Genomic DNA, 26,002 nt, shown 5'->3' on the forward strand with positions numbered 1-26,002 from the left:
CTTCCCGACACGCCTCCGCCAGTCTACCGGGAGGGACCTGGGGGAGTCCCGAGGGTAGGGTGCCGCCGAGCGGGATCGGGCGGCACCCTCTGAGCCGGTGTCAGGCCGGGTCGCCGCCGAGCGGGCCGACCGCCGGGATCGGGCCGCCGTCGTCGGCACCGGTCTTGCGGGCGCGGGCGATGGCGTTGCCCAGGTGGTAGATCACCAGGGCGGCGACCGAGCCGAGCACGATCGCGCCGAGCTGGAAGTCGCCCCACTGCATGGTGAACCCGGCGATCGCGAGCACCAGGGCGACGGCGCCGGTGTACTGGTTGACCGGGCGCGAGAAGTCGACGCGGTTGTCGACCCAGATCTTGATGCCGATGATGCCGATCAGGCCGTACAGCGCCGTCGTCACCCCGCCCAGGACGCCGGGAGGGATGGTGTTGAACACCGCGCCGACCTTGGGCGACAGGCTCAGCACGATCGCCGTGAGGCCGGCGACCCAGTACACCGCCGTCGAGTAGACGCGGGTCGCCGCCATGACGCCGATGTTCTCGCCGTAGGTGGTCGTGCCCGAGCCGCCGAAGGCTCCCGCGAGCGTCGTGGCGGCGCCGTCGGCGATGAGGGCTCGTCCGGTGGAGCGGTTGGCCGTGGCATCCGTCATCGCCGCGACACCGCGCACGTGGCCGACGTTCTCGGCGACGAGCACAAGGACGACGGGGAGGAACATCGCGATCACCGACCAGGTCTGCGGCTGGGTGAAGTCGGCGATCTCGAACGTCGGCAGACCGACCCAGGGCGCGGCCTCGACCGCCGCGAAGTCGATGAGCGTCTCACCCGTCGAGAGCTGGATCAGCACCGTCGCGACGTAGCCGACGATCACCCCGAGGAAGATCGAGATCCGCCCCAGGAAACCGCGGAACAGAACGCTGAAGAGGATGACGGCGACCAGCGTGATCGTGCCCGGCAGTGGCTGGAGCTGGAAGTTCGACCACGCCACGGGGGCCAGGTTGAAACCGATCAGCGCCACGATCGCGCCCGCGACCACGGGCGGCATGACCTTGTCGACCCAGCCGAGACCGGCGAACTGCACGACGAACCCGATCGCCATGAGCAGCACGCCGACGGCGACGATGCCCGCGAGCGCCGAACCCGTGCCGGCGGTCGCGGTGGCCGCCGTGATCGGGGCGATGAACGCGAACGACGACCCCAGGTAGCTGGGCAGGCGGTTCTTCGTCACCAGCAGGAACAGCAGCGTGCCCACACCCGAGAACAGCAGTGTCGTGGACACGGGGAACCCGGTGAGCACGGGTACCAGGAACGTCGCGCCGAACATCGCGATGACGTGCTGCAGTCCGATGGCGACCGTCGCGCCCCAGTTCAGTCGTTCGCCCGGTGCGACCACGGCCCCGGGTGCGACGGTGCGGCCGTCGCCGTGCAGCTTCCAGCGGAACATGTGTCTCCTCGTGCGGTGGGGCGGTCCCTTCGGCAGGCCGAGGAACCTCGTGCGGTGGGGCTGCGGCGGGGGCTGAGCCTGTCGACGCCCCCGTGGGCCCGGCTCAGCCGGCGGTCAACCGCTGCAGCAGGGTCGCGTAACGCTCGCGCGTACGCTCGATGATCTCAGCGGGGAGCTCCGGCGGCTCGCCCGTCTTGTCCCAGTGGGCGGCGAGCCAGTCGCGGACGATCTGCTTGTCGAAGCTCGCCATGCGCTCGGCCGGGGTGGTGCCGGTGCGCCAGGACTCGGCATCCCAATATCGGGAGGAGTCCGAGGTCAGCACCTCGTCGGCGAGTGTCAGCACGCCCGCGTCATCGAAGCCGAACTCGAATTTGGTGTCGGCCAGGATCAGCCCGCGTGCCTCGGCGGTCGCGGCGGCGCGGCGGTAGATCGCGAGCGAGAGGTCCCGCAGGGCGGTGGCGGTCTCGGCGCCGACCAGTTCGACCGAGCGGTCGAAGGTGATGTTCTCGTCGTGCTCGCCCATCGGCGCCTTGAACGCCGGCGTGTACAGGGGCTCGGGCAGGCGGTCTCCGTCGTTCAGGCCCTCGGGGAGGGGGATGCCGCACACCGTGCCCGACGCACGGTACTCGGCCCAGCCCGAACCGGTGAGGTATCCGCGCACGACGCACTCGATGGGCTGCATGTCGAGCGAGCGCACGAGCATGGCGCGGCCCTGCACGGCATCCGGGATCACGGCCACCACCTCGTCATCGGCGAGCACGTGGTCGGGCGCGAGGTGGTTGGCGGTGCGCGGGCCGCCGTCGGCTCCCGCGAGCTGGTCGAACCACCACAGGCTCAGCGTGGTCAGCAGTTCGCCTTTGTCCGGGATGCCGGGGGTCAGCACGTGGTCGAAGGCGCTGACGCGGTCGCTGGCGACGACCAGCAGGCGCGCGGGGGCGGCGCCGTCCGCGGTGTCGACGGGGACGTAGAGGTCGCGAACCTTGCCGGAGTAGACGTGTCGCCATCCGAAGAGCTCGAGCGGGGGAGCGGAGGTCACCCGCTCATTATCGCGGGTGCGGGCAGACCGCGTCAGCGCGGATTGTGTCATAGACGCCCGCTCGACGCCTGCCCCGGGGGCGGGCGGGGGCCCCTGGGTAGCCTGGGGAGCATGACCGAGGCAGCACCCGACACCGCGGCATCCACCGATTCCCCTGCGGGGAGCCGCCATTCGACCATCCGCGGCTGGGTCTTCTGGCCCGCCGCGATCATTGCGCTGGTGTTCATCGCCTTCGCGCTGTTCTTCCCGGCCGCGGCGGAAGCGGCGTTCGACACGGTGCAGACCGCGATCGTGGCGACCTTCAACTGGTACTACGTGCTGATCGCGGCGTTCTTCGTCGTGTTCGCGCTCGCGATGGGCTTCAGTCGCTTCGGCAACATCAAGCTCGGTCAGGACGACGACGAGCCGGAGTTCTCGACCATGTCGTGGTTCGCGCTCCTGTTCGCGGCCGGAATGGGCATCGGCCTGGTCTTCTACGGTGTCAGCGAGCCGCTCAGCCACTTCGTCTCGCCACGTCCCGGGGTGACGGGAACCCCGGCCGAGCTCGCGCAGCAGGCGATGTCGCAGACGTTCCTGCACTGGGGCGTCCACGCGTGGTCGATCTACGTCGTGCTGGGCCTCGCCCTCGCCTACGCCTTCCACCGTCGTAAGCGTCCGCGCACGATCCGCTGGGCGCTCGAGCCGATCCTCGGCGCGCGACTCGTGCAGAGCGGGTGGGGCAATGCCGTCGATGTCGCCGCGCTCGTGGGCACGCTGTTCGGCGTGGCGACCTCGCTCGGACTCGGCGTCATCCAGATCAGCGCCGGGCTCGACTTTCTCGGTGTCGTGCCGCCGTCGATCATCAGCCAGGCGATCATCATCGGCATCATCACCGGGTTCGTCCTGTTCTCGCTGCTGTCGGGCGTGGGCAAGGGCATGAAGTGGCTGTCGAACATCAACCTCGTCCTCGCGGGGCTGTTGATGCTGTTCCTGCTCTTCGCCGGTCCGACCGAATTCCTGCTGCGCGATGTCGTGCAGTCGATCGGCAACTACATCCAGAGCTTCGTGGGCCTGTCGTTCACGGTCAGCGCGTACGCCGGCGACGACGGTGTGGCGTGGCAGAGCGCGTGGACCGCGTTCTACTGGGGCTGGTGGATCTCGTGGGCGCCGTTCGTCGGCATCTTCATCGCGCGCATCTCGCGCGGCCGGACGGTGCGCGAGTTCGTCGTCGGTGTGATCCTGGTGCCCACGCTCGTCGGCATCCTGTGGTTCACGGTCCTCGGGGGCACGGCGATCTATGGAGAGCTGACCGGTACGGCGTCTCTGGCGGGGCCCGACGGGTCGGTCGACGTCTCTACGGCGCTGTTTCAGATGCTCGAGGGCGTCCCGGGGTCGGCGGTGCTGATCGTCGGGTTCCTCATCCTGATCTCGGTGTTCTTCGTCACCTCGGCCGACTCCGGCGCGTTGGTGATGAGCATGATCGCGACCGGTGGCGAAGAGGAGCCCAAGAAGTGGGTGCGCGTCTTCTTCGCCCTCGCCACCGCGGTGATCGCCTTCGCCCTGCTCATCGCGGGCGGGCTCACCGCGCTGCAGACCGCGGCGATCAGCATCGCGTTGCCGTTCAGCGTCGTGCTCCTGGCGATCTGCTGGGCGACCGTCACCGCTTTCCGTCGCGAGATGAAGGCGTACGACAAGGCCGAGCGCGCGCAGCTGCGCGATGCGATCGGCGAGCACTACGGACTCGAGGTCGAAGAGGCGAACCAGCGCGGCATCTTCGGTCTGCCGGCGCGATGGCGCCAGCGGCGGGGAGCGCCGGCTCGCACCGCGGCGCGAGACGTCGACCCGGCGGGCGATGAAGTGGCGGTACCCCCGACCGCGCCCTGACCGTTCTCTCCTCGGCCCCCGTGCACCTCGTGCGCTCGGGGGCCGAGGTGCGCCGCACCGGGGTCTCGCTCGCCGATTCGCCTCGTCGGCCGCACGCAAGCCCCCCCCCCGTCGGCGCGCCGCCACCCTCGTTGACTGTCCGCGACACGCCGCTGTCGGCGCACGGTGGACGGAGTGTTCTGGACGCTCATCGGGTGCCCCGCCGACTCGACGCGCGGCTCGGGAGAGCGTATAGTCCACATGGACTAGTCAGCACGGACCACAAGGAGGGGTGGATGCCGGACCCCAGCCGCCTCACCCCGGTCGCCGTCATGATCCTCGCGACCCTGCGCGAGGGCGATATGCACACCTACGAGCTCGTCCGCTTGTTGCGAGAGCGCAAGGACGACCGTCTCGTGCCCCTGCAGAAGGGCACGATGTACCACACGGTCGCTCGCCTCGAACGCGACGGCCTGCTCGCCGAGGTCGGCGTCGACCGCCACGGCAACCGCCCCGAACGCACCACCTACACGCTGCTCGACGCCGGGCGTCGTGCGGTCGAGGAGTGGGTACGCGCAGAACTGCCGCAGATCGAGCGCGCGACGGATTTCCGCGTGGCGCTCGCCGAAGCCCACAATCTCGAGCGCGACGAAGTGGTCGCCCTGCTCGACCGACGCCGTGCCCTGCTCGTCGCCTCGGCCGACGAGCACCGCACGGGTCTGGACGGGGCCGCCCATCGCGGCGTCCCCGATCAGTTCATGGTCGAGGTGCAGCGGCAAGCCGCACTCCTCGACGCCGAACTCGCGTGGCAGGACGCCCTGCGCGCGCGCCTCGTCGACGGCTCCCTCGCCTGGGGTCCCGACGAGATCTCCGAACATTTCGCCAAGAAACGCGTCTCGAAGGAGACCACCCCATGACCGATTCCCGCGCCGCGTCTGCGGCATCCCCCTCGACGGGGTCTTTCAAGACCCCCGCGAAGAGTCCCTGGCCGGCCCTGTGGGCCCTGGTCATCGGGTTCTTCATGATCCTGGTCGACACGACCATCGTCTCGGTGGCGAACCCCGCCATCAAGGCCGCGCTCGACCCGGACACCAACAACCTCGACAACGTCGTGTGGGTCACCAGCGCGTACCTGCTGACTTACGCCGTCCCGCTGCTGATCACCGGCCGCCTCGGCGACCGCTTCGGCCCGAAGAACATCTACCTCACGGGCCTCGCCATCTTCACGATCGCCTCTCTGGCGTGCGGTCTCGCGCCCAGCCTCGAGATGCTCATCGCCGCCCGCGCCGTCCAGGGTCTGGGCGCGGCCCTCATGACCCCGCAGACCATGGCGGTCATCACCCGCACCTTCCCGCCGCAGAACCGCGGCGCGGCCATGGGCCTGTGGGGTGCCACGGCCGGCGTCGCGACCCTCGTCGGCCCGCTCGCCGGCGGCCTTCTCGTCGACGGCCTCGGGTGGGAGTGGATCTTCTTCATCAACATCCCCGTCGGCATCATCGGCTTCATCGCCGCCGTCATCCTGGTGCCGCAGTTGCCCCGCACGGCGCACAAGTTCGACATCCTCGGGGTGGTGCTGAGCGCGGTCGGTCTGTTCCTCATCGTGTTCGGCCTGCAAGAGGGCGAGCACTACTCGTGGGCGGCCTGGATCTGGGCGATGGTCATCGCCGGCGTGGCCGTCATGGGCGTGTTCATCTGGACGCAGGGGCGCAGCAAGGGCGAGCCCCTCGTGCCGCTGGATCTGTTCAAGGACCGCAACTTCTCGGTGGCCAACTTCGCCATCGCCGCCGTGGGCTTCACGGTGACGAGCATGGCCCTGCCGCAGATGTTCTACCTGCAGCTTGCTCGAGGCCTCACGCCCACCGAATCGGCGCTGCTGCTCGTGCCGCTTGCGATCCTCTCCGGCGTCCTCGCCCCCTTCGCCGGCAAACTGCTCGACCGCACCGATCCGCGTTTCCTGTTGGTGCCCGGGCTGCTGCTCGTCGGCGGATCGCTCGGCATCTACGTCGCGCTGATCCTGAATGACGCCCCGATCTGGATGTTCCTCATCCCCTCGGCCCTCATGGGCGTCGGCAACGCCGGCATGTGGGGTCCGCTCGCCACCACCGCGACGCGCAACCTCCCGCCGCGTCAGGCGGGCGCCGGCGCCGGCATCTACAACACGACGCGCACCGTCGGATCGGTGATCGGTTCGGCATCCATCGCTGCGTTCATGCAGGCCCGCCTCGAGGCGAACCTCCCGGGCGCCGCGGATGCCGGGGCCAGCTTCGGCGGGGGAGCGCTTCCGCCGCAGGTGGTCGGCGGGTTCTCCGAGGCGATGGGGCAGTCGCTCGTGCTGCCGATCATCGTGATCGGCGTGGGTCTCATCGTGGTGCTCTTCATGAAGCGGCCCTCGATGATCCGCCCGCACGGCGCGCCCCGCGACCCCGCCGCCGCGCAGCAGGCGGCCCAGGCCGCTCCCGCGACCGCGGGCGAGTAGCGCACGAGCACGGATGCCGTCGCCCCGCGCGGGCGGCGGCATCCGCCGCATCGGCGCGGGTTCAGCCGTCGAATGCGCGCACGCCCACCGATGCGATCGCCACGGTCCGAGAGCCGGTACGGATCCGCTCCGCCCAGCGATCGACGCGTTCAGCGACCGGTGCGTCCAGCAGTGCGTCCTCGATCACCCCGCGATACCTCTGCCGCCACGCCCGGGCTTGGCGGCCGCGACGGCGGATGCCCCTTCGTCGCGGGCCGTCGCGAAGCGGGCGCTGCTCACGCCCGACGCTCGCACACGAGTGTCCCGACCGGCCGCTGACCCCGGGTCTCGCGGGTGTGCGTTTCGAGGACGTCGAAGCCCGCGGCATCCACTGTCCGCTCCCATTCCGCCGTGGGCCAGCGATAGGCGCGCATGACGGCGTGGTCGAACGCCTCGACCTCGACGCCGACGAAAAAACCGAGCACCAGCCGCCCGCCCGGGCGGAGGGTCCGGGCGAACTCCCGCAGCGGGACATCGACGCGAGCGGGCGCGTGATGGATCGTCGAGAACCACGACAGGATGCCGCCGAACTCGCCGCCCTCCGCGTCGAGGTCGTCGATGGTGTCCCGCTCGAACCGGATGCCGGGATGCGCCGCCCGCGCGTGCTCGAGGAATCGCGACGCGATGTCGATCCCGCGGACGTCGAGGCCGCGACCGGCGAGATGAGCCGTCCAGTGACCGGGACCGCACCCGGCGTCGAGCACGGGACCGCTGACCTCGTCCGCCCACGCGTCGACGATCGCGCGGTCGACGGGGTGCACGGCATCCATCGACCCGAGCGCGTCGATGTATTCCTGCGCGCGCGCCTCGTAAGCAGAGGTCGTCGAGGTCATCGCACGAGCGTACGCGCTGAGAATGGGGGCATGAAGATCCGTATCGCGCCACACGGACCGCCTGCCCGAGATCGTGCGCTTCTACCGGGATGACCTGGGGCTGCCGGTGCGCGGGGAGTTCCGCGACCACGCGGGATACGACGGGGTGTTCTTCGATCTGCCCGGAACCGGCGCGCATCTCGAGTTCACGACGGGAGGAGGTCAGGGCGCTCCGACGCCGGACCCGGAGTCTCTGCTGGTCCTGTATCTGGACGACGAGCGCGAGCTGCAGCGCATCTCGGCGCGATTGGCGGGGCGTGAGACCGTACCGACGAACCCGTACTGGCAAGCGAACGCATCGGCGTTCCTCGATCCGGACGGCTTTCAGATCCTCCTCGTCCGGGCGTAGGCGTCGCCGACGAGTACCGCAGCCGCGTCAGCCCCGAGCGACCTTCGCGGCGATGTCGGTGCGGAACTGGCCCCCCTCGAGACCGATGCGCGACAGCCCCGCGTACGCCGCCTCTCGCGCCTCGCGGAAGGTCGTTCCGGTCGCGACCACGCTGAGCACGCGCCCGCCCGTCGCGACCAGTTCGCCGTCGCGCAGCGCGGTCGCCGCGTGCGCGACGTGCACGCCGTCGACCTCTTCGGCCTCATCGACACCCTCGAGCACACGCCCGGTGAGCGGGGCCTCGGGGTACCCCTCGCTCGCGAGCACCACGGTGACGGCGGTGGCGTCGGCGAAGGCGGGTCGCGGCTCGTCTTCGAGCGTCCCGGATGCCGCGGCGAGCAGCAGACGCGACAGCGGATCGACCAGGCGCGGCAGCACGACCTGCGTCTCGGGGTCTCCGAACCGGGCGTTGAACTCGATGACCTTGACGCCCTGCTCGGTGAGGATGAGTCCCGCGTAGAGCAGTCCGATGAACGGCGTGCCCTCGGCATCCATCTGCCGGATGACGGGCTCGGCGATCTCGCGCGTGACGTGCGCGACGAATTCGTCCTCGCCGCCGAAGCGCTCGCTCAGCCACGGCAGCGGCGAGTAGGCGCCCATGCCGCCCGTGTTGGGGCCCTCGTCGCCGTCGCGCAGGCGCTTGAAGTCCTGGGCGGGGCTGAGAGGGGCGACATGGTCGCCGTCGCTGAGGAAGAACAGCGAGACCTCGGGTCCCGAGAGGAACTCCTCGACAAGCACGGCGCCGCTCGGCAGGTAGCTCTCGGCGTGGGCCAGGGCGGCGTCGCGGTCGCTCGTGACGATCACGCCCTTGCCCGCGGCCAGACCGTCGGCCTTGACGACATAGGGGGCGCCGAACTCGTCGAGGGCCGCGGCGACCGTGGCGGAGTCGTGCGCGCGGACGGAGCGTCCGGTGGGGACGCCCGCGGCATCCATGATCCGCTTCGCGTACGTCTTCGAGCCCTCGAGCTGGGCGGCGGCCTTGCCGGGACCGAACACCGGGATGCCGTGCGCTCGCAGCGGATCGGCCACTCCGGCGACCAGCGGCGCCTCGGGTCCGACGACGACGAGGTCGATCGCCTCGGCCGTGGCGAAGGTCAGCACCGCGACCGGGTCCAGCGGGTCGAGGTCGATCAGGTGCGCCTCGCGCGCGATGCCCGCGTTGCCGGGCGCCGCGAAGATGGCGTGCGAGGCCTCCTCGGAGCGCAGCGCGAGGATGATGGCGTGCTCGCGCGCGCCCGAACCGAGGACCAGGATTCTCACGCGGTCAGCCTATCGAGCGCGGGTTCGCGGGATCGGCGTTCCCGGCCCGGATGCGTCCGCAGACTCCACGATGTGCACAACCTCCGTCGGCGGGGGCGTCGGGGGGCCGGAGTTTATGCCCATCGCGGAGGATGTGCGCGCCGGCCGCGACCCGCCCGGACCCGCCCGGGCCGTCCCCGCCGCGAGTAGCGTGGGGGCCATGCCTCCCCGCCGCATCGAGACCGCAGACGGTCGTGCCGCGCTCGCTGCGGTCGCCGCGGGTGACGCCCCCCGCCCGGCGCTGGCCACGGCCGTGCGCTACCTGCTGCAGCTGCTGGCCGAGAAGGCCCCGGGCAACTCGGTCGAGATGCGTGTTCCGCCCTTCGGCGCCGTGCAGGTGATCGAGGGCCCCCGCCACACCCGCGGCACCCCGCCCAACGTGGTCGAGACCGATGCCGCGACCTGGATCGCCGTCGCCACCGGTCGAGAGGTGTGGGCGGATGCCGTCACCGCCGGCCGCATCGTCGCCTCCGGCGTCCGCGCCGACCTCAGCGCCCTGCTGCCGCTGCGGCCGTGACAGGTCGCTCGACGACGAAGAACCCGCCCCATTCGACGCCCGACGGTGGGACAATATGCGTATGTCCGACCAGCCCGTCCCCGAGCGTCCGGTGTACGTCCGCGACGACATCGAGACCGTCACGGTGCGCCGCGCACCGAAGTACGGCGTCTTCATGCTGGCGGGTGCCTTCCTCGGCATCCTCGCCGCCCTCATCCTCACCGTCGCGATCGACGGAGCCAACGTCAGCCCCTACACGCAGGTCGTGTACTCGCAGCTGCAGGTGTTCGGCTTCACGGCACTGATCTGCGTCGTGGTGGGGATCTCCCTGGCCGCGGTCGCCGCGCTCATCTTCGAGCGCGTCCTCGGCGCACGTACGCGCCTGGTCACCGTCGACCACGAGCAGTACGAGGTCTGAGCCTCACGCCAACTCGGCGATGATCGGGTGGATGGCGGCGTCGAACGCCGCGACGTCCCCCCGGAGCCCGTCGGTCACCGCCACGGTGAGAGAGCCGATCCACCACACCCCCCGCTGCGCCAGCGGCAGCACCTGCACGTTGAGCTCGAACGAATGGGCGCGGCGGCCCACCGCGCGCTCGTGCGCGGCGATCGCGCTGGCGTAGGCGCGATACGACACCCCGGGGCGCGCCGCGGATTCCCGCGCGTACCGGTCGTGCGCGAGACGGGCGTAGTCCACCGCGTCGTCGGCGTGAGGCGCTGCGGCCTCGCGCAGGGCATCGGCCCCGCCGATGGGCAGGGCCACGAGGGTGTCGAAGCCTTCGAGCAGCTCGAGCGGCACGGGCGAGGGATGCGCCTGCGGCTCGACGGTCATCGCCCAGTACTCGCGCCACTGCCTCTCGAGCTGCGCGTGCGCGGCATCCGATCTCCGCTGTGTCAGCGGGGTCGGCACGCGCCGGAGCGACGGCAGCTCCTCGGGGGAGCGGATGCCGATCAGCTGCCGCAGATACAGCGCGACGAGCACCGGTTGCGCCGCGTCTTCGCGGATCACCCACTCCGGCTGACCGCCCGTCATGGCGCCATTGTAGGGACGCCCGCAGGGGTGCGGGGCGGGTCTTGCCCCGATTGCGCGACAGTCGCGCGTGTCCGCCACGGGTAGTCTGTTCCGGTGGCTTCCGCTCCCCACGAGAACCCCTATTCCGCTGCCGGCGTCGACACCGCCGCCGGAGACCTCGCCGTCGAACTGATGAAGTCGGCCGTGCGCCGCACGCACGGGCCCGAAGTGCTCGGTGGCGTGGGCGGCTTCGCCGGTCTGTTCGACGCCTCGGCCCTGCGCGACTACGCCAAGCCCCTGCTCGCGACCAGTACCGACGGCGTCGGCACCAAGGTCGCGATCGCGCAGGCGATCGACAAGCACGACACGATCGGCGAAGACCTCGTCGGCATGGTCGTCGACGACATCGTCGTGGTCGGCGCGCGTCCGCTGTTCATGACCGACTACATCGCCTGCGGAAAGGTCGTGCCGCAGCGCATCGCCGACATCGTCGCCGGCATCGCGCGCGGATGCGCCATGACGGGTACCGCGCTGGTCGGCGGCGAGACCGCCGAGCACCCCGGCCTTCTGGGCATCGACGACTACGACGTCGCGGGGGCCGCGACCGGAGTGGTCGAGGCCGACCGCGTGCGGGGCGCGGACCGCGTCCGCGGGGGCGACGTCGTGCTGGCCCTCGCCTCGAGCGGGCTGCATTCCAACGGCTACTCGCTCGTGCGTCACATCATCACCGGCGCGGGCATCGCCTACGGTGCCGCGTCGGCCGATCTCGGCGCGACCTGGGGCGAGGCGCTGCTCGAACCCACGCGCCTGTACACCTCGCCGCTGCTTCGTCTGCTCGACGACGGCGCGGTGGGCGGCGGCATCCACTCCCTCAGCCACGTGACCGGAGGCGGTATCGCCGCCAACCTGGCCCGCGTGCTTCCGCGGCAGACGTGGGTCGACGTCGACCGCTCGACGTGGAGCCCGTCGCCGGTCTTCCAGGTGCTGGCCGACATGGGCGGACTCGACCTCACCGCCACCGAGGGCACGTGGAACCTCGGCATCGGCTTCCTCGCGGTGGTCGCTCCCGAGGTGGCCGATGCGGTCACCGCGGCGCTGACGGCCGACGGCATCGCGACCTGGCAGGTCGGCGTCGTCCGCGACGATGCGCGTCCCGAGGGCGAGTACGAGCAGGGCGCCAAGGGCGTCGACGGCGGAGCCGTGCGGCTGGTCGGAACCTACGCGGATGCCGGACACCCGGCGAACGGAGCGAGCTAACACCCCATGTGCGGCATCGTCGGCATGGCCGGGCAGGGTCCGGTCAACCAGGAGATCTACGACGCGCTCCTGCTTCTCCAGCACCGGGGACAGGACTCCACGGGCATGGCGACGGCCGAGTCCAGCGGGGTGTTCCACATCCACAAGGCGCGCGGTCAGGTCCGCGAGGCGTTCCGTACGCGCGACATGCGGGCGCTGCTCGGCGACATCGGACTCGGGCACGTGCGCTACGCGACCAAGGGCACGGCATCCAACGAAGAAGAGGCCCAGCCCTTCTACGTCAACGCGCCCTACGGCATCGTGCTCGTGCACAACGGCAACCTCACCAATACGCGCGAGCTGACGAGCGAGCTGTTCTCGAAGGACCGTCGGCACCTGAACACCAGCAGCGACACCGAGCTGCTGGTGAACATCCTCGGCTCCGAGCTGCAGTCCGAGATCACCGGTCCCGACCTGGACCCCGCCCAGGTGTTCCGCGCCGTCGCGCGCGTGCACGAGCGCGTCGAGGGCTCGTACGCCTCGATCGCGCTGATCGCGGGCTACGGACTGCTCGCGTTCCGCGACCCCTTCGGCATCCGTCCCCTCATCCTGGGCAAGCGTCCCGCCGCGCACGTGCCCGGCGGCGAGCCGCGCGACGAGTACATCGTGGCGTCCGAGTCGCTCGTGCTCGAGAACGCCGGTTTCGAAGTCGTCCGCGACGTCGAACCCGGCGAGGCGGTGTTCGTCTCGCTCGACGGCACCCTGCACGCACAGCAGTGCGCCGATGAGACGATGCTCGCGCCGTGCTCGTTCGAGTACGTCTACCTCGCCCGCCCCGACTCGGTCATGAACGGCGTCTCGGTGTACGAGACGCGCCTGCGCATGGGCGAGCGACTGGCCGACACGGTGGCCAAGTACACGCCCGCCGGCGCCATCGATGTGGTCATGCCGATCCCCGACTCGGCGCGTCCGGCCGCGATGCAGGTCGCCCGCAAGCTCGGGATCGAGTACCGCGAGGGCTTCTACAAGAACCGCTACGTCGGCCGCACCTTCATCATGCCCGGGCAGGCGGTACGCAAGAAGAGCGTGCGCCAGAAGCTCAACGCGATGTCGACCGAGTTCCAGGGCAAGAACGTGCTGCTCGTCGACGACTCGATCGTGCGCGGCACCACGAGCCGCGAGATCATCCAGATGGCGCGGGATGCCGGTGCGCTGAGCGTCACGTTCGCCTCGGCCGCCCCACCCGTGCGCTACCCCCACGTGTACGGCATCAACATGCCCTCCCGTCACGAGCTGGTGGCGCATGGACGCACGATCCCCGAGATCGCCGCGGAGCTCGGATGCGACTACCTGGTGTACCAGGAGGTCGAAGATCTCAAGGCGGCGATCATGGAGGGCACCGACCTGGTCGACCTCGACATGAGCTGCTTCGACGGTCGTTACGTCACGGGAAGCGTCTCGGACGAGTATCTCGCCTGGGTCGAGGGCAGCCAGGAGTCTTGACCCGCGCGCCGGCGGGTCGGGTCGTGCTCGCCGCGGCGGCCGTCGTCCTGCTCGCGCTGACGCTGCGGCTCGCCGTGGCCTCGCTGTCGCCGTTGCTCACCGTGATCGAGCGCGATTTCGCCGTGCCCGCGGCGATCGTCGGACTGATCGGCATGGCTCCCCCCGTCGCGTTCGCGGTGTCGGGCATGGTCACGCCCGCGATCGAGCGGCGCCTGGGCCTGGAGCGCACGGTGCTGATCGCCGCGATCCTCGGTGCGGCGATGCTCGCGCTGCGCGCCGCCGCGGTCGACGCCGGGTCGCTGCTGGCGGCGACGGCGGGGATCTTCGCGGCGGTGGGGGTCGCCAACGTGCTGCTGCCGACGGTGGTGAAGAAGTACTTCCCCGCCCGGATCGGACTGATGACGACCGTCTACTCCACGACGATGGCCGTCGCGACGTTCGTCCCCCCGCTCGTCGCGGTCCCGCTGTCCGACGCCATCGGGTGGCGCGGGTCGTTCACGACGTGGGCGGGGGTGGCCGTCGCCGCGGTGGTGCCGTGGCTGCTGCTCAGCCTGCGCGCCCGGGCGTCGCGCGCCGACGTCGTCGAAGAACCCCGCGCGTCGGTGCTGTCCCGCGTCGTGCGCGTGCCGCAGACGTGGGCACTGGTCGCCACGTTCGCGGTCAATTCGTCGGTGGCGTATTCGATGTTCGCCTGGATGCCACTGCTGCTCATCGACGTCGCCGGGGTGGATGCCGCCGAGGCCGGCGGACTGCTCGCGATCTTCTCGTTCATGGGGCTGCCGGTGTCGTTGGTGGTCCCCGTCCTCGTCGCGCGTCTGGGGCGGACGACGCCGTTCTACGTCATCGCGGTGGTCGGCGGACTGGCCGGGATCGGCGGCCTGCTCGTCGCCCCCGCGGCGGCGACCGTGCTGTGGGTGGTGTTGATCGGCATCCCACCTCTGCTCTTCCCCCTGGCGTTGACGCTGTTCGGTCTGCGGACGCGCTCGCACGAGACGACGGTCGCGCTCAGCGGGTTCGTGCAGAGCGTGGGCTACGGGCTGGCCGCGCTGATGCCGCTGACGCTCGGGCTGACCCGTGAGCTGACCGGCGGCTGGACGGCGGGGCTGGTGATCCTGGGCGTGGTCATCTGCGCGGCCGCGCCCGCGGCGGTGGTCATGGCGCGGCGCGAGAGCATCGAGGACGCGTGGGAGAGGCGCACGGGACGGGTGTGGTGACGCGGCGCCTGCCGGGTCGACGCGACGGATGTCGGCACGCGAGGGGGCTGGTGCGCGAGGGGCACGACCGGGACGGCCCGCGTGCCGACACGCACGAAGGGCGCCGACGGAATGTCGGCGCCCTTCGGTGAGTGTTTCATCGGGTACGACGAACGCACCGCATCAGCAGCGGGCGGGAACGCAGGGTGAAGGCGTCAGGCCTTCTCGTCCTCGTACTCGTCGCTGTACTGGTCGGCCCACTTGTCGACGTAGGCGTCTTCACCCGCTGCGGGTGCGCCCAGTTCGCGCTCGAGAGCCGAGTAGTTCACCGAATAGGTGTCGTACTTCAGCTCACGGGCGATCTTGGTGTTCTTCGCCTTCTGACGGCCACGCCCCATGCGAGACCCCCTCACGATCGACGTCGAGGGCCGCACTGCGGGCCCTGCGTATTGCGGTTCCGGACCGAGCCGGTAAGAGTAGCACTCAGGATATCACGGCGCATTCCGGCCGAGCCGTCGGGCGTCGCCGACCCGTGAGAGGAGCCGTCATGAGCGATCAGCCCCGCCCGGCCGCCGGGCCCGTCATCGCGGGCGTCGTACCCGGCCAGTCCTCGCGGGTGGTGCGAGAAGCAGCCCGCTACGCAGCGCTGGCGCACGCGGAGCTGCTGGTCGTCCACGTCGACACGACGCGTTTCGTGGCCTTCGAAGACCCCGACGGCTACGTGCACTCGACCACGGCGGACATCGCGGGCGCGGCGGCCAAGGCCGCCCTCGACGACGTGCGGACGGCCGCCGAGGAGGTGCTGGCTGGTCACGGCCTGGACTGGAGCGTGCGGCAGGAGATCGGCGACCCCGCGCTCGCCCTGATCCGTCTGGCCGACGAGACCGGCGCGTCCCTTCTGGTCGTGGGAACCCGCAAGCGCGGCATCGGCGAGTCGGTGCGCGAGTTCCTCACCGGGTCGGTCGCCGCGCGCCTGAGCCACCGCCAGCGCCGACCGGTGCTCGTCGTCCCGCAGGAAGACCCGGTCGGCGCCGACGATCAGCTGCCCTGGGAGTGAGGCCTCACACCCGCATCGCGCGCGCGACCGCGTCGGACGCCTGACGCAGCGCCGCCTCGATCTCGTCGACGCCGGCCTCGCGCAGCTCGCCGCCGCGCGCGACGTGCGCGCGCAGCTCCGAGCGCACGCGACCGCGGAACTCGGTGAGGGCGGCGTCCGCGCGCGACAGCTGCTCGCGGCTGCGCGACCGGGCGTCGTCGACGAGCGAGGGCTGCGCCTGCTCCCGCTCCTCGCGGGAAGCCGCGGCCAGGTCGGCGCGCAGGCTCCGCATCGCGTCGCGGACGCTGCCGCGCACCTCGTCGGCGATCAGTCGGACGCTGTCGGCCAACCCCGCCTGAATACCCTGCAGGTCGCCGGAGCGTGCCGCGACCTCGGTGCGACCGGCATCCGTGATCTCATAGACGGTCTTGCGGCCGTCGACGGTCTTGGTGACCAGGCCCTCTTCCTCGAGCTTGGCGAGGCGCGGATAGATCGTGCCGGCCGACGGCGAGTAGGTGCCCCCGGTGCGTTCGGTGAGCGCCTGCATCAGGTCGTACCCGTGGCGCGGCGCCTCGTCGAGCAGGCTCAGGATGTACAGGCGGAGGTCGCCGTGCGAGAAGACCGGGCTCATCACCACTCCTCCTCTCCGGCGAGCTCCTCGGGGCGAAGGCCCGAGATGCCGCGACGCAGGACGGTGATCTCGCCCGAGACGGTGTTCGCGCGTACGTCGACGAATTGTCCCGCGAGTGTGCCGCTCGAGCCGGTGTAGTTCGTCGGTCCCTTTCCGGAGCGCACCTGGCCGTCGATCTGCACGCGACCGCTCACCGAGCGCGAGACGTAGTTGGCGGGAAGCGACCGGTCGAGCCGCACGGTTGCCGTGCCGCTGACGGAGTTGAGCGAGATCGACTGCGTCGGTCCCGTCGAGTCGACGAGCATGGCGCCCGAGACTGTATCGATCGAGGCCTTCGTGATGCGTCCGGTCGCTGCGACGTCGCCTGAGACGCTGTTGGCGCTGAGGGCCCCGTCGAGCTCGCGCACCTGCACGTCGCCCGAGACCGCGTTGAGGTCGACGTCGCCGACGAGGCCGTCGACCATGATGTCGCCCGAGACGGTGTTCAGCCGCACGTCGGTGCGCAGGCCCGAGACGAGGGCGCTCGCGCTGACGACGCCGAGCGTCAGGGCGACGGTGCGCGGAACGGCGACGCTCACCTCGGCTCTGGGGCCGCCGGCGCCGAAGTTGCGGAACACCTCGAGGAAGTTGTCCCACCGCAGCTGCGGATGGTCGATCTCGAGCCGGCCGTCGACCATCTCGATGCGCAGGTCCTTGACGGTGACGCCGTGCACCTCGATACGGGCGTCGGGTTCATCGTGCGCGATGACGTCGACCTGGCCGCCGACCAGGCCGATCTTGAGCTCTCGCAGTCCGTCGACGTCGATGACGCGCGTCTCGCCCGGGTGGACGATCCATTTCTCCATGTCTCCCACTCCTCACTCGCGATATATCGCGTTGTGTCGAGTATCGAGATATATCGCGTTTTCGTCAACCCCCTCCCGCCACCCTCGTCGCCGTCGCTGTTCCCCCGCGCGAATTCGCCGCCGGGGCGGGGCGCGGCGACGTTTTGTTGCGGGGGAGCGGATGGCGGCGGGCGGGGGATCGGCGAGCGGGGGTGCGGCGGTGTCAACCCTCCCGGCGCCGCGGACGGCGCGGTTCTACGGTCGAGGCATCGACGGAAGGACCGACCATGCCCGACGGACGCGGCTCGAACAGCCTCAAGGACCCCGAGCTCTACGAGAAGCTCCGGGCGGAGGGCGACTCGAAGCAGAAAGCCGCGCGGATCTCGAACGCGGCCGCCGCCCAGGGCCGCAGCGCCGTCGGTGAGAAGGGCGGCCACGCCGAGGACTACGAGGATCGCACCGTCGTCGAGTTGAAGAAGCGTGCCAAAGAGCTCGGCCTCACCGGGTACTCGCGCAAGAAGAAAGCGGAGCTCATCGACATGCTCCGTTCGCACTGACCGCGATGGCGCGACTGATCCGGGTGCGCCCGTACGAGGATCCGGGGTACCGCCGGGTCCGGACGGGCTCGGGCTTCCGCTTCGTCGACCACACCGGCGCCGCTGTCCCCGAACACGAGGCGGAGCGCGCGCGGGGTCTGGTCATCCCTCCGGCCTGGCGCGAGGTCTGGATCGCCCGGGAGCCCAACGCGCACATCCAGGCGGTCGGCACGGACGAGGCCGGTCGGCGTCAGTACACCTATCACGCCGACTGGTCGAAGCGGCAGGACAAGGGCAAGTTCGCCCGCGCGCTGCACCTGGCCGGGTCGCTCCCGCGCGCCCGGGCGAGGGTCACGCAGTCGCTGCGCCGCGCCGAGATCGACCGCGAGCGCGTTCTGGCGGTGTCGTTCCGCTTCCTCGACCTCGTCGCGCCGCGCGTGGGCAACGCCCGCTACTTCGTCACCAACGGCAGTCGCGGTCTGACCACCCTGCAGCGACGTGACGCCGTCGTCGAGGGGGACCTGATCCGCCTGTCGTTCCCGGCGAAGAGCGGAAAGCGGGCCGAGCTGTCGCTGCGCGATGCGGAGCTGGCATCCATCGTCGAAGAACTCGCCCTCGGACGATCGCGGGCCGCGCTGCTCAGCTACAAGCGAGGACGCCGGCGCGTGCCGCTGACCCCCGGAGACGTCAACGCGTACGTGCGGTCGCTGACGGGCGGTCCGTTCAGCGCCAAGGACTTCCGGACGCTGCGTGGCACGATCCTGGCGGCCGAGTCGCTCGCCCGCGCCGGAGCGGTCGGGGGCAAGAACGAACGCAAGAAGGCCGAGCTGGCCGCCGTCCGCTGTGCGGCCGAGGCCCTGGGCAACACCCCGGCCGTCGCTCGCGCGAGCTACATCGATCCCCGCGTCTTCTCGCTCTACCGCAAGGGGCGCACGATGGACGTGGGCGGATCGAAGGATGCCGCGATCAGGCGCCTGATCCTGGGGGAGTGACCGCGTCGACGACGTCGGGCAGTTCGGGTACCGGCACGATGACGATGTCCTGCACCTTCCAGTCGAGCGCGACGCAGTCCTGGCGTTCGCGCTCGATGTCGGCGAGGGCGACGCGCTTGCCTCGCGGCACCACGAACGCCTCGATGTGGAAGACGTGTCCCTCGTCACGCACCCGGCTGCCGGCGCGGGCGACCCAGGGAAGGTCGGCGAGGTACTGATCGACCCGGCCCGCGAGAGGGTGCGGGTGGTTGTCGTCGAACGTGGTCGCGCGGGCGTCCATCAGGTCGACGACCGCCGCCCGCAAGTTGCTGACGCCGTCGTGCAGGATGCTGCCCGAGATGAAGATGGCTGCCGCGGCATCCATCCACCACAGGCCCACGCCGATCCCGAGCACCCCGACGATCGTGCCGAGCGAGGTCTGCCAGTCAGCCATGTTCATGTCGGCGTCGGTGTAAAGCACCTTGTTGTGCAGTTGGCGTGCGAGGCCGAGCTTGATCCGGCCGAGGATCACGGGAGGGATGCCGGTGACCGCCATGACCGCGATCATCAGCCACCCGAGCCAGATCGTGACGCCGAACAGGTTGACGGTGCCGATCGTCGGGTGCTCGCCGCGCAGGAGGTTGATCGAGGAGTCGACCAGGAGGAACGTGCCCATGCCGGTCAGGGCGACCGCGGCGACGAGGTGGCCGACCGCGACCGAGCGGTGGAAGCCGTACGGATGCTGCGTCGTCGGCGGGCGACGCGCGAGCCGCTTCCTTACATCCCGCGCAACGAGAGACGACCGCTCAGCGCTAGTTCGATACTGGCGGCCGTTGGTCGCGCTACTTGCCCACGATGGGCCGCAGGCTGTGACTACGGGTACAAGGGCTTATGAGGGAGGCAAAGGCCGTTCTAAGCGAGCGCGGGCTTCGCGCTCGATGAACAGCGGCACGAAGTCCTTGACCTTGGCGCGTGAAAAGTGTTGACGCGCGTCCTCCACCGCTGCGCGGACCGTCTCCGGGGAGCTCTGAGGGAACCGTTCCTCGAGACGTTCGACAATCTCGCTGATTGCGGACTCTTCATCGGCAGGCTCGGTGGTCACCGGGCAATCGTATTGGCGCGCGTGGGGGGGCGAGGAAATCGGCAGCGGAATGCAGATGGGGATCATGTTCTGCGGTGGTTGCGTTCGACGTCTGTGCCGAGGCAGGAGGGTGCGCGGGGGAACAGTGGTGCAGCGGCACCAGACGTTCAGCCTTCTGGTAAGGGATGTTTGTCCGTGCTGTGCCGGGAAAGGAGTCTGCTGAGGGGGAGTCCGCGGACTCGGCTCCATCAGCGAGCAGATCCTTGACACCCGCGCTGATCTCACCCTCGGCGGCGGAGCAGCCAGCGCCCGCGACCTGATCGGCAAGATCCGCACCGCTGACACGCCGCCGCGGACTACGGGGAGGGCCGCCAAAAGGCGGCCCTCCTTCGCTATTCCGCCGCACGACGTGGCGAGGCGACGGCCGAACCGTCAGCGAAGGTGGCGTTCTGCGCCTACGTCTGCGGGCGCGGTGTCGCCCGCAACGTCCTGACGACATTGCCCTCGACGAGAACCGGTACGTACGCACGGAGCCGCACCTGGCCGAACCGGCTGACCTCACCCGCGATGAGCTCGACGAGCGTCTCCTCCGGTACAGACGGAAACCGATGTGACACCCGGACGAGGACGTGGAAGAGCGCCTCATACTCGTCCGCCGGGTCCGTCACGCTCACCCACTCAGTGTGCGCCCCGGCGAAGAAGGCGGGCGCCGACATCCGCCTCAAACCGCGGGTGGAAAGCCGAGGCGGTCGCTCAGTCACGGTTACTGCGAGCGGCGATCAGGCCCATCGCAACGGTTACCAGAAACAGGCCGGGCCCAAAGATCATCATGGTGATCATGTCGATTGACAAGGTTCCACGCACCTCCCAATTTGCATGTGACGATACGCGGGCGCAGCGTCAACCAGACAAACGAAGCACGAACACTCCAACCCCCCTTGCGTCCACGGAACGCCCGTCGCCACCACGGACAAGCCCAGCAGCACCCGAGCCGCGGCGGCGCGGGAAGGTGATGCCAAACCGACCGGTTCTGCACCGGAGTCCGCAGGTGTCCGCCCGCGGCGGCCGCACGTCGGTTGCGTTAAGCCAGTTCGGTGACGAACCCCAGTTTGTTGCCGTCGGGATCGGTCAGGGTGAAGAACTCCACGACGCCCTCGAAGAACTGCATCGCGGACACGTCGAGGCCGAGGTCTTTGAAGCGCGCGTGCTCGGCGGACGCATCCGGCACGCTGAAGTTGAGCGAGATACCTTCTCCGCCAGCGTGCTCTGAGTCGGCGGCCAGTTGAAGCCAAATGGGTCCGAGGTTGAATTCGACAAGGCCCTCCAAGGGCGCGAGGTCGACATCTCCCAGACTCAGCGCAGACCGGTACCAGGACGTGGCAGCGTCTAAATCGCGGACAGGTATTCCCACAGTGGCGGCCTTCAGCTCCATCACGTCAACCTAGCTGCGACAAGCCGGTGCCGCCTTTGCTGCGCGCGGGAATCGTGTGTGCAAAACCGACCGGGTTCGCACACCGCTAAGGATCTCCGGGCGCGAATCCTGCCTCGAGCTCGCCTCCATCCGGCGACGCATTTGGCGGAAGAGCACGGCGTACCAGAGGGAGGAGCCGACGGTGCTGATCGCGATCAGCAGCGTCGCCCACAGGACGGGGAAGCGAGCCCCTCCGAGCGCGAAGAGCACCCCCACCGCACAGCCGCTCACGCAGGCCACAACCGTCTGAGCCACAACCTCGCCTGGTCTCGAGTAAAGAACTCGCTCGCGAAGCAACGCCGGGGTCGCAAGTTTGGGCACCCCTTTCGCACCACGTCCCAGGGCCACTTCGCCGCGGAGAGCTCGCATCATCATGGAACGGCGCATGACGACCGGGGTACCTCGACGCGTCCGCCACACCGCGAAAACCCGGCGTAGGGTGGCGCGGTGAGCATGTGGCGCGACGTCATCCTTGTCGCCGTGGGCGGCGCGATCGGTACAGCCGTGCGCGCGGGCCTCACCCTTGGCGTCGGCGATGGACTCGGCCCCGCGCTCGTGCCCCTCATCAACGTGCTCGGAGCGTTCCTGATCGGCATCCTGTTCGGGTGGCGATCCCGGATGCCGGGATCCTCGCGCGCGCAGCGCGTGCAGTTGTTCCTCGGCACCGGCGTGCTCGGCGGTTTCACCACCTACAGCGCGCTCGCCGTCGAGGCGGCGGGACCGGGCCTGTTGTGGTGGGGCATCGGGTCCGTGGTGCTCGGTACCGGGGCCGCCTGGGGCGGGCTGCTGCTCGGCCGCGGCGGGCGGAGGCAGCGATGACGCCCCTCGTCTTCGTGGCCGTGGCCGTCGCGGGCGGTATTGGAGCGGCCCTGCGGTACGTGATCGACACGGGGGTGCGACGCGTGACAGGCGAGCGATTCCCGTGGGGGATCCTCCTCGTCAACCTCACCGGGGCCCTCGTGCTCGGCATCCTGAGCATGCTCCCGGCCGACGAAGCGTGGCGCTGGATCATCGGGACCGGCCTGCTGGGCGGGTACACGACGTTCAGCGCGGTCGCGGTGACGACGGTGTTGCTGGCCGAGGAGGGGCGGACCCGCGCGGCGACAGCGTACGCGGTGGTCTCGTTCGCGGGGTCGGTGGTCGCAGCGGCGGCGGGGCTGGGGCTCGGGTCTCTGTTCTGAGGCGTCCGCGCGGAGGAGGCTGGTTCCGGTCCCTTTGACAAGCTGAGGGACCTCGGTCCTGGACACTGGAATTTCCGGGAGGCGTTGCGGTGCGCCCGGCCCGGAGTCCGACGTGCGTGGGATACTTGCTCCGATACATCTCTGTATCGAAATCTCGATCCCCGAAGGGTGCTCCGTGTCGTATCTGGCCGTTCTGAGTCTGAAGAACCGCGCCCTGATCGCCCTGGTGACGATCGTCGCCGCGATCTTCGGCGGGCTCGCGCTGACCAGCCTCAAGCAGGAGCTCATCCCGTCGATCGAGTTCCCCCAGCTCGCCGTGATCACGACCTACCCGGGCGCCTCTCCCGAGGTCGTCGAGGCCGACGTGTCGACCCCGATCGAGAGCGCGATCCGCGGCGTGGAAGGCCTCGAGTCGACCACGGCGACCAGCACGACCAACTCCTCGATCGTCTCGGCGTCGTTCACGTACGGCACGGATCTCGCCGCGGCCCAGCAGAAGATCCTCGCCGCGATCGCGCGCATCGACGACCAGCTGCCCGAGTCCGCCGACACCACGGTCGCCTCGGCCAGCATCGACGACTTCCCCGTCATCCAGCTCGCCGTCACCGGATTCAGCGATGCCCAGGCCACCCAGTCCGTGCTGCAGAACAGCGTCATCCCCGAGCTCGAGGACGTGGACGGCGTCAACGGCGCCCAGATCGTCGGCGGCACCGGCCAGCGCGTGACTATCACGCCCGACACGGCGCAGCTCGCCGAGCGCGGGTTCAGCCAGCAGGCGATCACCGACGCCCTCGACGCCAACGGCGTCCTGTTCCCCGGTGGCTCGCTCACCGAGGGCGATCAGACCCTCACCGTGCAGACGGGTGCGAAACTCACCAGCGTCGACGAGATCTCCGCACTCCCGCTCGTGCCCACCGACGCCGCGCAGCAGCAGGCGGGGGCCACCACGATCGCCGACGTCGCGTCGGTGCAGCTGCAGAGCGATCCCGTCACGACCCTCTCGCGGGTCGACGGCCAGCCGGCCCTCACCATCGCCGTCACCAAGCTGCCCGCGGCCAACACGGTCGATGTGTCGCGCGGTGTGCTGGCCGCCCTCCCCGCCCTCGAGTCGCAGCTCGGCGAGGGGGCGACCTTCACCGTCGTCTTCGATCAGGCGCCGTTCGTGACGCAGTCCATCGAGGCCCTCGCGCAGGAGGGCCTTCTGGGCCTCGTCTTCGCGGTCATCGTCATCCTGGTGTTCCTGCTCTCGGTGCGTTCGACCCTGGTCACGGCCATCTCCATCCCCACGAGCGTGCTCATCACCTTCGTGGGCCTGCAGGCCTTCGGCTACTCGCTGAACATCCTGACCCTCGGCGCCCTCACGATCGCGATCGGCCGCGTCGTCGACGACTCCATCGTCGTGATCGAGAACATCAAGCGTCACTACGTCGGCGACGCCGAGAAGATCCCGACGATCATCCGCGCGGTGCGCGAGGTCGCGGCCGCGATCACGGCATCCACGATCACCTCGGTAGCGGTGTTCCTGCCGATCGCCTTCGTCGGCGACGTGACGGGCGAGCTGTTCCGGCCGTTCTCGCTCACGGTGACCATCGCCATGACCGCGTCGCTGCTGGTGTCGCTGACGATCGTCCCCGTGCTCGCGTCGTGGTTCCTCAGGCCCGGCACGGTCGTTCGCGACGCCGAGGGCAACGCGGTCGACCCCGAAGCGCCCGACGCGCCCCCCACGCGCCTGCAGAAGGCCTACGTTCCGGTGCTCCGTTGGACGCTGAAGCACTCGTGGGTCACCCTCGGCCTCGCCGTGCTCGTGCTCGGCGGCACGCTCGCGGCGGTGCCGCTGCTGAAGACCGACTTCCTCGGCGACTCCGGTCAGAACACCTTCACCGTGACGCAGAACATCGGCTCGGCCCCCAGCCTGGATGCCGAGGACGCCGCCGCCCAGAAGGTCGAAGCCGTGCTGCTGGACACCGAGGGCGTGCAGACCATCCAGACCTCGATCGGCTCGAGCGGCTCGGCGCTGCGCGATGCCTTCTCGGGCGGCGGAACGGGCATCACCTACTCGATCACCTCGGAGTCGGGAGCCGACCAGGTCGAGCTGCGCGAGCGCGTGCGCACCGCGCTCGACGCGCTGACGGATGCCGGAGAGATCGAGGTGGCCGCATCCGGCGGCGGCTTCGGCTCCACCGACATCACCGTCGACGTCACCGCGCCCGACGGTCAGGCGCTGCAGCAGGCGAGCGACGCGGTCGTCGCCGGCCTCGACGGACGCGAGGGCATCGGACAGGTCACCAGCAGCCTCTCGTCCTCGCTGCCGTTCGTCTCGGTCCGGGTGGACCGCGACGCCGCGGCCGAGCGCGGACTGTCCGAACGCGCCGTGGGTGCGCTCGTCACGGCTGCGCAGCAGCCGCGCCAGGCCGGGACGGTCGAGATCGACGGACGGGGCGTCACGGTCTACCTGGCATCGGCCAACCCGCCCGCGACCATCGACGACCTGCGCGCCCTGGAGATCCCCAGTGCCGCCGGCACCCTGCGACTGGACGAGATCGCCACGGTCGAGCAGAGTCAGACCCCGCCGTCCATCACCACGTCGCGCGGGCTGCGCACGGCATCCATCACCGTCACCCCCACCTCGGACGACCTCGGCAGCTCATCGGCGTCGGTCGCCGCGGCGCTCACCGACGTGCAGCTGCCCGAGGGTGCCACGGCGGAGGTCGGCGGTGTCGTCACCGATCAGCAGGACGCCTTCGGACAGCTCGGCCTGGCCCTGCTGGTGGCGATCCTCATCGTCTACGTCGTGATGGTGGCGACGTTCAAGTCGTTGCGTCAGCCGCTGGAACTGCTGGTCTCGGTGCCGTTCGCGGCGACCGGGGCGATCCTGATGCTGCTGATCACCGGTGTTCCCCTGGGGGTCGCGGGCATGATCGGCGCACTGATGCTCGTCGGCATCGTCGTGACCAACGCCATCGTGCTGATCGACCTGGTCAACCAGTACCGGGCGCGCGGACTGAGCGTCCGCGACGCGACCATCGTGGGTGGTGCGCGACGACTGCGCCCGATCCTGATGACGGCTCTCGCGGCCATCTTCGCGCTCGTCCCGATGGCGCTGGGGATCACCGGCCACGGCGGCTTCATCTCGCAGCCCCTCGCGGTCGTCGTGATCGGCGGCCTGGTGTCGTCGACCTTCCTGACGCTGCTGGTGCTGCCGACGCTCTACAACCTCATCGAAGGGGCCACTGAGCGACGGCGGGAACGGAGGGCGTCGCAGGACGTCGAGCCGGTCGAACCGATCGCCGAGGACGGTCACCCGTTGAGCCGACGAGAGCTGCGCGAGAAGCACTGACGCGGCGTGAGCCGGTGACGGGACGCGGGTGGGTGGCGTTCCGGTGAGGTGCGAGGCTGCGAACGGGCGCGCGATGCGGGCCGTGCGCGGTGGGCATGTGCCGG

The 26,002-nt window shown here is 70.1% G+C and carries 26 protein-coding genes and 2 pseudogenes; 15 read left to right on the forward strand and 13 right to left on the reverse strand.

The genetic code is table 11. The annotated features are described in order from the left end of the window. Nucleotides 1-100: 100 nt before the first annotated feature. Complete coding sequence (locus tag ACIPVB_RS03585) at nucleotides 101-1,438, reverse strand: uracil-xanthine permease family protein (RefSeq protein ID WP_400367049.1); 1,338 nt, start codon at nucleotides 1,436-1,438, stop codon at nucleotides 101-103. A gap of 103 nt (nucleotides 1,439-1,541) precedes the next feature. Next, complete coding sequence (locus tag ACIPVB_RS03590) at nucleotides 1,542-2,525, reverse strand: phosphoribosylaminoimidazolesuccinocarboxamide synthase (RefSeq protein ID WP_400367050.1); 984 nt, start codon at nucleotides 2,523-2,525, stop codon at nucleotides 1,542-1,544. Nucleotides 2,526-2,585: 60 nt separating this feature from the next. Between ACIPVB_RS03590 and ACIPVB_RS03595 the strand changes: the two genes are divergently transcribed. The 3 genes from ACIPVB_RS03595 to ACIPVB_RS03605 all read left to right on the forward strand — a co-directional run bounded on the left by ACIPVB_RS03595 (nucleotide 2,586) and on the right by ACIPVB_RS03605 (nucleotide 6,792). Further along, nucleotides 2,586-4,337 carry a BCCT family transporter gene (locus tag ACIPVB_RS03595; RefSeq protein ID WP_400367052.1) on the forward strand — a complete coding sequence of 584 codons (1,752 nt, stop codon included), beginning with the start codon at nucleotides 2,586-2,588 and terminating at the stop codon, nucleotides 4,335-4,337. Between the two features lie 275 nt (nucleotides 4,338-4,612). Continuing rightward, nucleotides 4,613-5,233 carry a PadR family transcriptional regulator gene (locus ACIPVB_RS03600; protein WP_400367054.1) on the forward strand — a complete coding sequence of 207 codons (621 nt, stop codon included), beginning with the start codon at nucleotides 4,613-4,615 and terminating at the stop codon, nucleotides 5,231-5,233. After that, on the forward strand, nucleotides 5,230-6,792 hold the full coding sequence (locus tag ACIPVB_RS03605; protein WP_400367056.1) for a DHA2 family efflux MFS transporter permease subunit: 1,563 nt from the start codon (nucleotides 5,230-5,232) through the stop codon (nucleotides 6,790-6,792). Before ACIPVB_RS03600 ends, ACIPVB_RS03605 begins: the two co-directional genes overlap by 4 nt. Nucleotides 6,793-6,853: 61 nt before the next feature. On the opposite strand, the gene ACIPVB_RS03610 is transcribed toward ACIPVB_RS03605, so the two are convergent. Together ACIPVB_RS03610 and ACIPVB_RS03615 are read right to left on the reverse strand one after the other, a co-directional pair. Next, nucleotides 6,854-6,979 carry a hypothetical protein gene (locus tag ACIPVB_RS03610; protein WP_400367058.1) on the reverse strand — a complete coding sequence of 42 codons (126 nt, stop codon included), beginning with the start codon at nucleotides 6,977-6,979 and terminating at the stop codon, nucleotides 6,854-6,856. 88 nt (nucleotides 6,980-7,067) lie between these two features. After that, nucleotides 7,068-7,664 (reverse strand): class I SAM-dependent methyltransferase, encoded by a 597-nt coding sequence (locus ACIPVB_RS03615; protein WP_400367060.1) that lies wholly within the window; start codon nucleotides 7,662-7,664, stop codon nucleotides 7,068-7,070. A 52-nt stretch (nucleotides 7,665-7,716) separates the two neighbouring features. Here ACIPVB_RS03615 and ACIPVB_RS03620 point away from each other — a divergent pair. Continuing rightward, a pseudogene (locus ACIPVB_RS03620) lies at nucleotides 7,717-8,052 on the forward strand (VOC family protein); the annotation flags it as partial. Between the two features lie 27 nt (nucleotides 8,053-8,079). Here ACIPVB_RS03620 and purD read toward each other — a convergent pair. Further along, a complete protein-coding gene (gene purD, locus ACIPVB_RS03625) occupies nucleotides 8,080-9,351 on the reverse strand; it encodes a phosphoribosylamine--glycine ligase (RefSeq protein ID WP_400367061.1) in 1,272 nt (423 codons plus the stop codon). A 199-nt stretch (nucleotides 9,352-9,550) separates the two neighbouring features. On the opposite strand from purD, the gene ACIPVB_RS03630 reads away from it, so the two are divergent. Further along, complete coding sequence (locus tag ACIPVB_RS03630; RefSeq protein ID WP_400367063.1) at nucleotides 9,551-9,907, forward strand: sterol carrier family protein; 357 nt, start codon at nucleotides 9,551-9,553, stop codon at nucleotides 9,905-9,907. Between the two features lie 61 nt (nucleotides 9,908-9,968). Continuing rightward, nucleotides 9,969-10,304, forward strand: a complete 336-nt coding sequence (locus tag ACIPVB_RS03635) for a potassium transporter Trk (protein WP_400367065.1) — start codon at nucleotides 9,969-9,971, stop codon at nucleotides 10,302-10,304. 3 nt (nucleotides 10,305-10,307) lie between these two features. On the opposite strand, the gene ACIPVB_RS03640 is transcribed toward ACIPVB_RS03635, so the two are convergent. After that, nucleotides 10,308-10,919: a zinc-binding alcohol dehydrogenase gene (locus ACIPVB_RS03640; protein WP_400367067.1), complete on the reverse strand. Its 612-nt coding sequence runs from the start codon at nucleotides 10,917-10,919 to the stop codon at nucleotides 10,308-10,310. 93 nt (nucleotides 10,920-11,012) lie between these two features. Here ACIPVB_RS03640 and purM point away from each other — a divergent pair, with 93 nt between their 5' ends. The 3 genes from purM to ACIPVB_RS03655 are packed head-to-tail and all read left to right on the forward strand — an operon-like array spanning nucleotide 11,013 to nucleotide 14,851. Continuing rightward, entirely contained in the window at nucleotides 11,013-12,155 is a 1,143-nt protein-coding gene (purM, locus tag ACIPVB_RS03645) for a phosphoribosylformylglycinamidine cyclo-ligase (RefSeq protein ID WP_400367068.1), read from the forward strand. 6 nt (nucleotides 12,156-12,161) lie between these two features. Continuing rightward, nucleotides 12,162-13,637 (forward strand): amidophosphoribosyltransferase, encoded by a 1,476-nt coding sequence (gene purF, locus ACIPVB_RS03650; protein WP_400367069.1) that lies wholly within the window; start codon nucleotides 12,162-12,164, stop codon nucleotides 13,635-13,637. Continuing rightward, nucleotides 13,634-14,851, forward strand: a complete 1,218-nt coding sequence (locus tag ACIPVB_RS03655) for a CynX/NimT family MFS transporter (protein WP_400367071.1) — start codon at nucleotides 13,634-13,636, stop codon at nucleotides 14,849-14,851. The genes purF and ACIPVB_RS03655 overlap by 4 nt, the downstream gene beginning before the upstream one ends. Nucleotides 14,852-15,045: 194 nt before the next feature. On the opposite strand, the gene ACIPVB_RS03660 is transcribed toward ACIPVB_RS03655, so the two are convergent. Further along, on the reverse strand, nucleotides 15,046-15,228 hold the full coding sequence (locus ACIPVB_RS03660; RefSeq protein WP_116537293.1) for a DUF3073 family protein: 183 nt from the start codon (nucleotides 15,226-15,228) through the stop codon (nucleotides 15,046-15,048). A gap of 149 nt (nucleotides 15,229-15,377) precedes the next feature. Between ACIPVB_RS03660 and ACIPVB_RS03665 the strand changes: the two genes are divergently transcribed. Beyond that, nucleotides 15,378-15,887: a universal stress protein gene (locus ACIPVB_RS03665; protein WP_400367074.1), complete on the forward strand. Its 510-nt coding sequence runs from the start codon at nucleotides 15,378-15,380 to the stop codon at nucleotides 15,885-15,887. 4 nt (nucleotides 15,888-15,891) lie between these two features. On the opposite strand, the gene ACIPVB_RS03670 is transcribed toward ACIPVB_RS03665, so the two are convergent. Both ACIPVB_RS03670 and ACIPVB_RS03675 read right to left on the reverse strand, forming a co-directional pair. Further along, complete coding sequence (locus ACIPVB_RS03670; RefSeq protein ID WP_108318305.1) at nucleotides 15,892-16,497, reverse strand: PadR family transcriptional regulator; 606 nt, start codon at nucleotides 16,495-16,497, stop codon at nucleotides 15,892-15,894. Continuing rightward, on the reverse strand, nucleotides 16,497-17,342 hold the full coding sequence (locus ACIPVB_RS03675) for a DUF4097 family beta strand repeat-containing protein (RefSeq protein ID WP_400367076.1): 846 nt from the start codon (nucleotides 17,340-17,342) through the stop codon (nucleotides 16,497-16,499). The genes ACIPVB_RS03670 and ACIPVB_RS03675 overlap by 1 nt, the downstream gene beginning before the upstream one ends. 266 nt (nucleotides 17,343-17,608) lie before the next feature. On the opposite strand from ACIPVB_RS03675, the gene ACIPVB_RS03680 reads away from it, so the two are divergent. Then, the gene (locus tag ACIPVB_RS03680; RefSeq protein WP_400367078.1) at nucleotides 17,609-17,878 is read left to right on the forward strand and encodes a Rho termination factor N-terminal domain-containing protein; all 270 of its coding nucleotides are present in this window, start codon (nucleotides 17,609-17,611) and stop codon (nucleotides 17,876-17,878) included. Nucleotides 17,879-17,883: 5 nt separating this feature from the next. Continuing rightward, on the forward strand, nucleotides 17,884-18,849 hold the full coding sequence (locus tag ACIPVB_RS03685) for a DNA topoisomerase IB (protein ID WP_400367080.1): 966 nt from the start codon (nucleotides 17,884-17,886) through the stop codon (nucleotides 18,847-18,849). Here ACIPVB_RS03685 and ACIPVB_RS03690 read toward each other — a convergent pair. From ACIPVB_RS03690 to ACIPVB_RS03705, 4 genes and pseudogenes are all read right to left on the reverse strand, one after another. Then, nucleotides 18,824-19,588: pseudogene (locus tag ACIPVB_RS03690) on the reverse strand (cation diffusion facilitator family transporter); the annotation flags it as partial. The gene ACIPVB_RS03685 and the pseudogene ACIPVB_RS03690 sit on opposite strands and share 26 nt — an antisense overlap. Nucleotides 19,589-19,717: 129 nt before the next feature. Beyond that, nucleotides 19,718-19,930, reverse strand: coding sequence for a three-helix bundle dimerization domain-containing protein (locus tag ACIPVB_RS03695; RefSeq protein WP_400367082.1), 213 nt, complete (start codon nucleotides 19,928-19,930; stop codon nucleotides 19,718-19,720). Nucleotides 19,931-20,364: 434 nt separating this feature from the next. After that, a complete protein-coding gene (locus ACIPVB_RS03700; RefSeq protein WP_400367084.1) occupies nucleotides 20,365-20,583 on the reverse strand; it encodes a three-helix bundle dimerization domain-containing protein in 219 nt (72 codons plus the stop codon). A 407-nt stretch (nucleotides 20,584-20,990) separates the two neighbouring features. Then, nucleotides 20,991-21,341, reverse strand: coding sequence for a VOC family protein (locus ACIPVB_RS03705; RefSeq protein WP_400367085.1), 351 nt, complete (start codon nucleotides 21,339-21,341; stop codon nucleotides 20,991-20,993). Nucleotides 21,342-21,833: 492 nt separating this feature from the next. Between ACIPVB_RS03705 and ACIPVB_RS03710 the strand changes: the two genes are divergently transcribed. From ACIPVB_RS03710 to ACIPVB_RS03720, 3 genes are all read left to right on the forward strand, one after another. Next, nucleotides 21,834-22,199, forward strand: coding sequence for a fluoride efflux transporter FluC (locus tag ACIPVB_RS03710; RefSeq protein ID WP_400368179.1), 366 nt, complete (start codon nucleotides 21,834-21,836; stop codon nucleotides 22,197-22,199). Beyond that, nucleotides 22,196-22,561, forward strand: coding sequence for a fluoride efflux transporter FluC (locus ACIPVB_RS03715; protein WP_400367087.1), 366 nt, complete (start codon nucleotides 22,196-22,198; stop codon nucleotides 22,559-22,561). The genes ACIPVB_RS03710 and ACIPVB_RS03715 overlap by 4 nt, the downstream gene beginning before the upstream one ends. Nucleotides 22,562-22,736: 175 nt before the next feature. Next, nucleotides 22,737-25,898, forward strand: coding sequence for an efflux RND transporter permease subunit (locus tag ACIPVB_RS03720; RefSeq protein ID WP_400367089.1), 3,162 nt, complete (start codon nucleotides 22,737-22,739; stop codon nucleotides 25,896-25,898). The last annotated feature ends 104 nt before the right edge of the window (nucleotides 25,899-26,002 follow it).

This window comes from Microbacterium sp. NPDC090007 (genome assembly GCF_044748345.1).
In the GTDB taxonomy this organism is placed as follows: Bacteria; Actinomycetota; Actinomycetes; order Actinomycetales; family Microbacteriaceae; genus Microbacterium.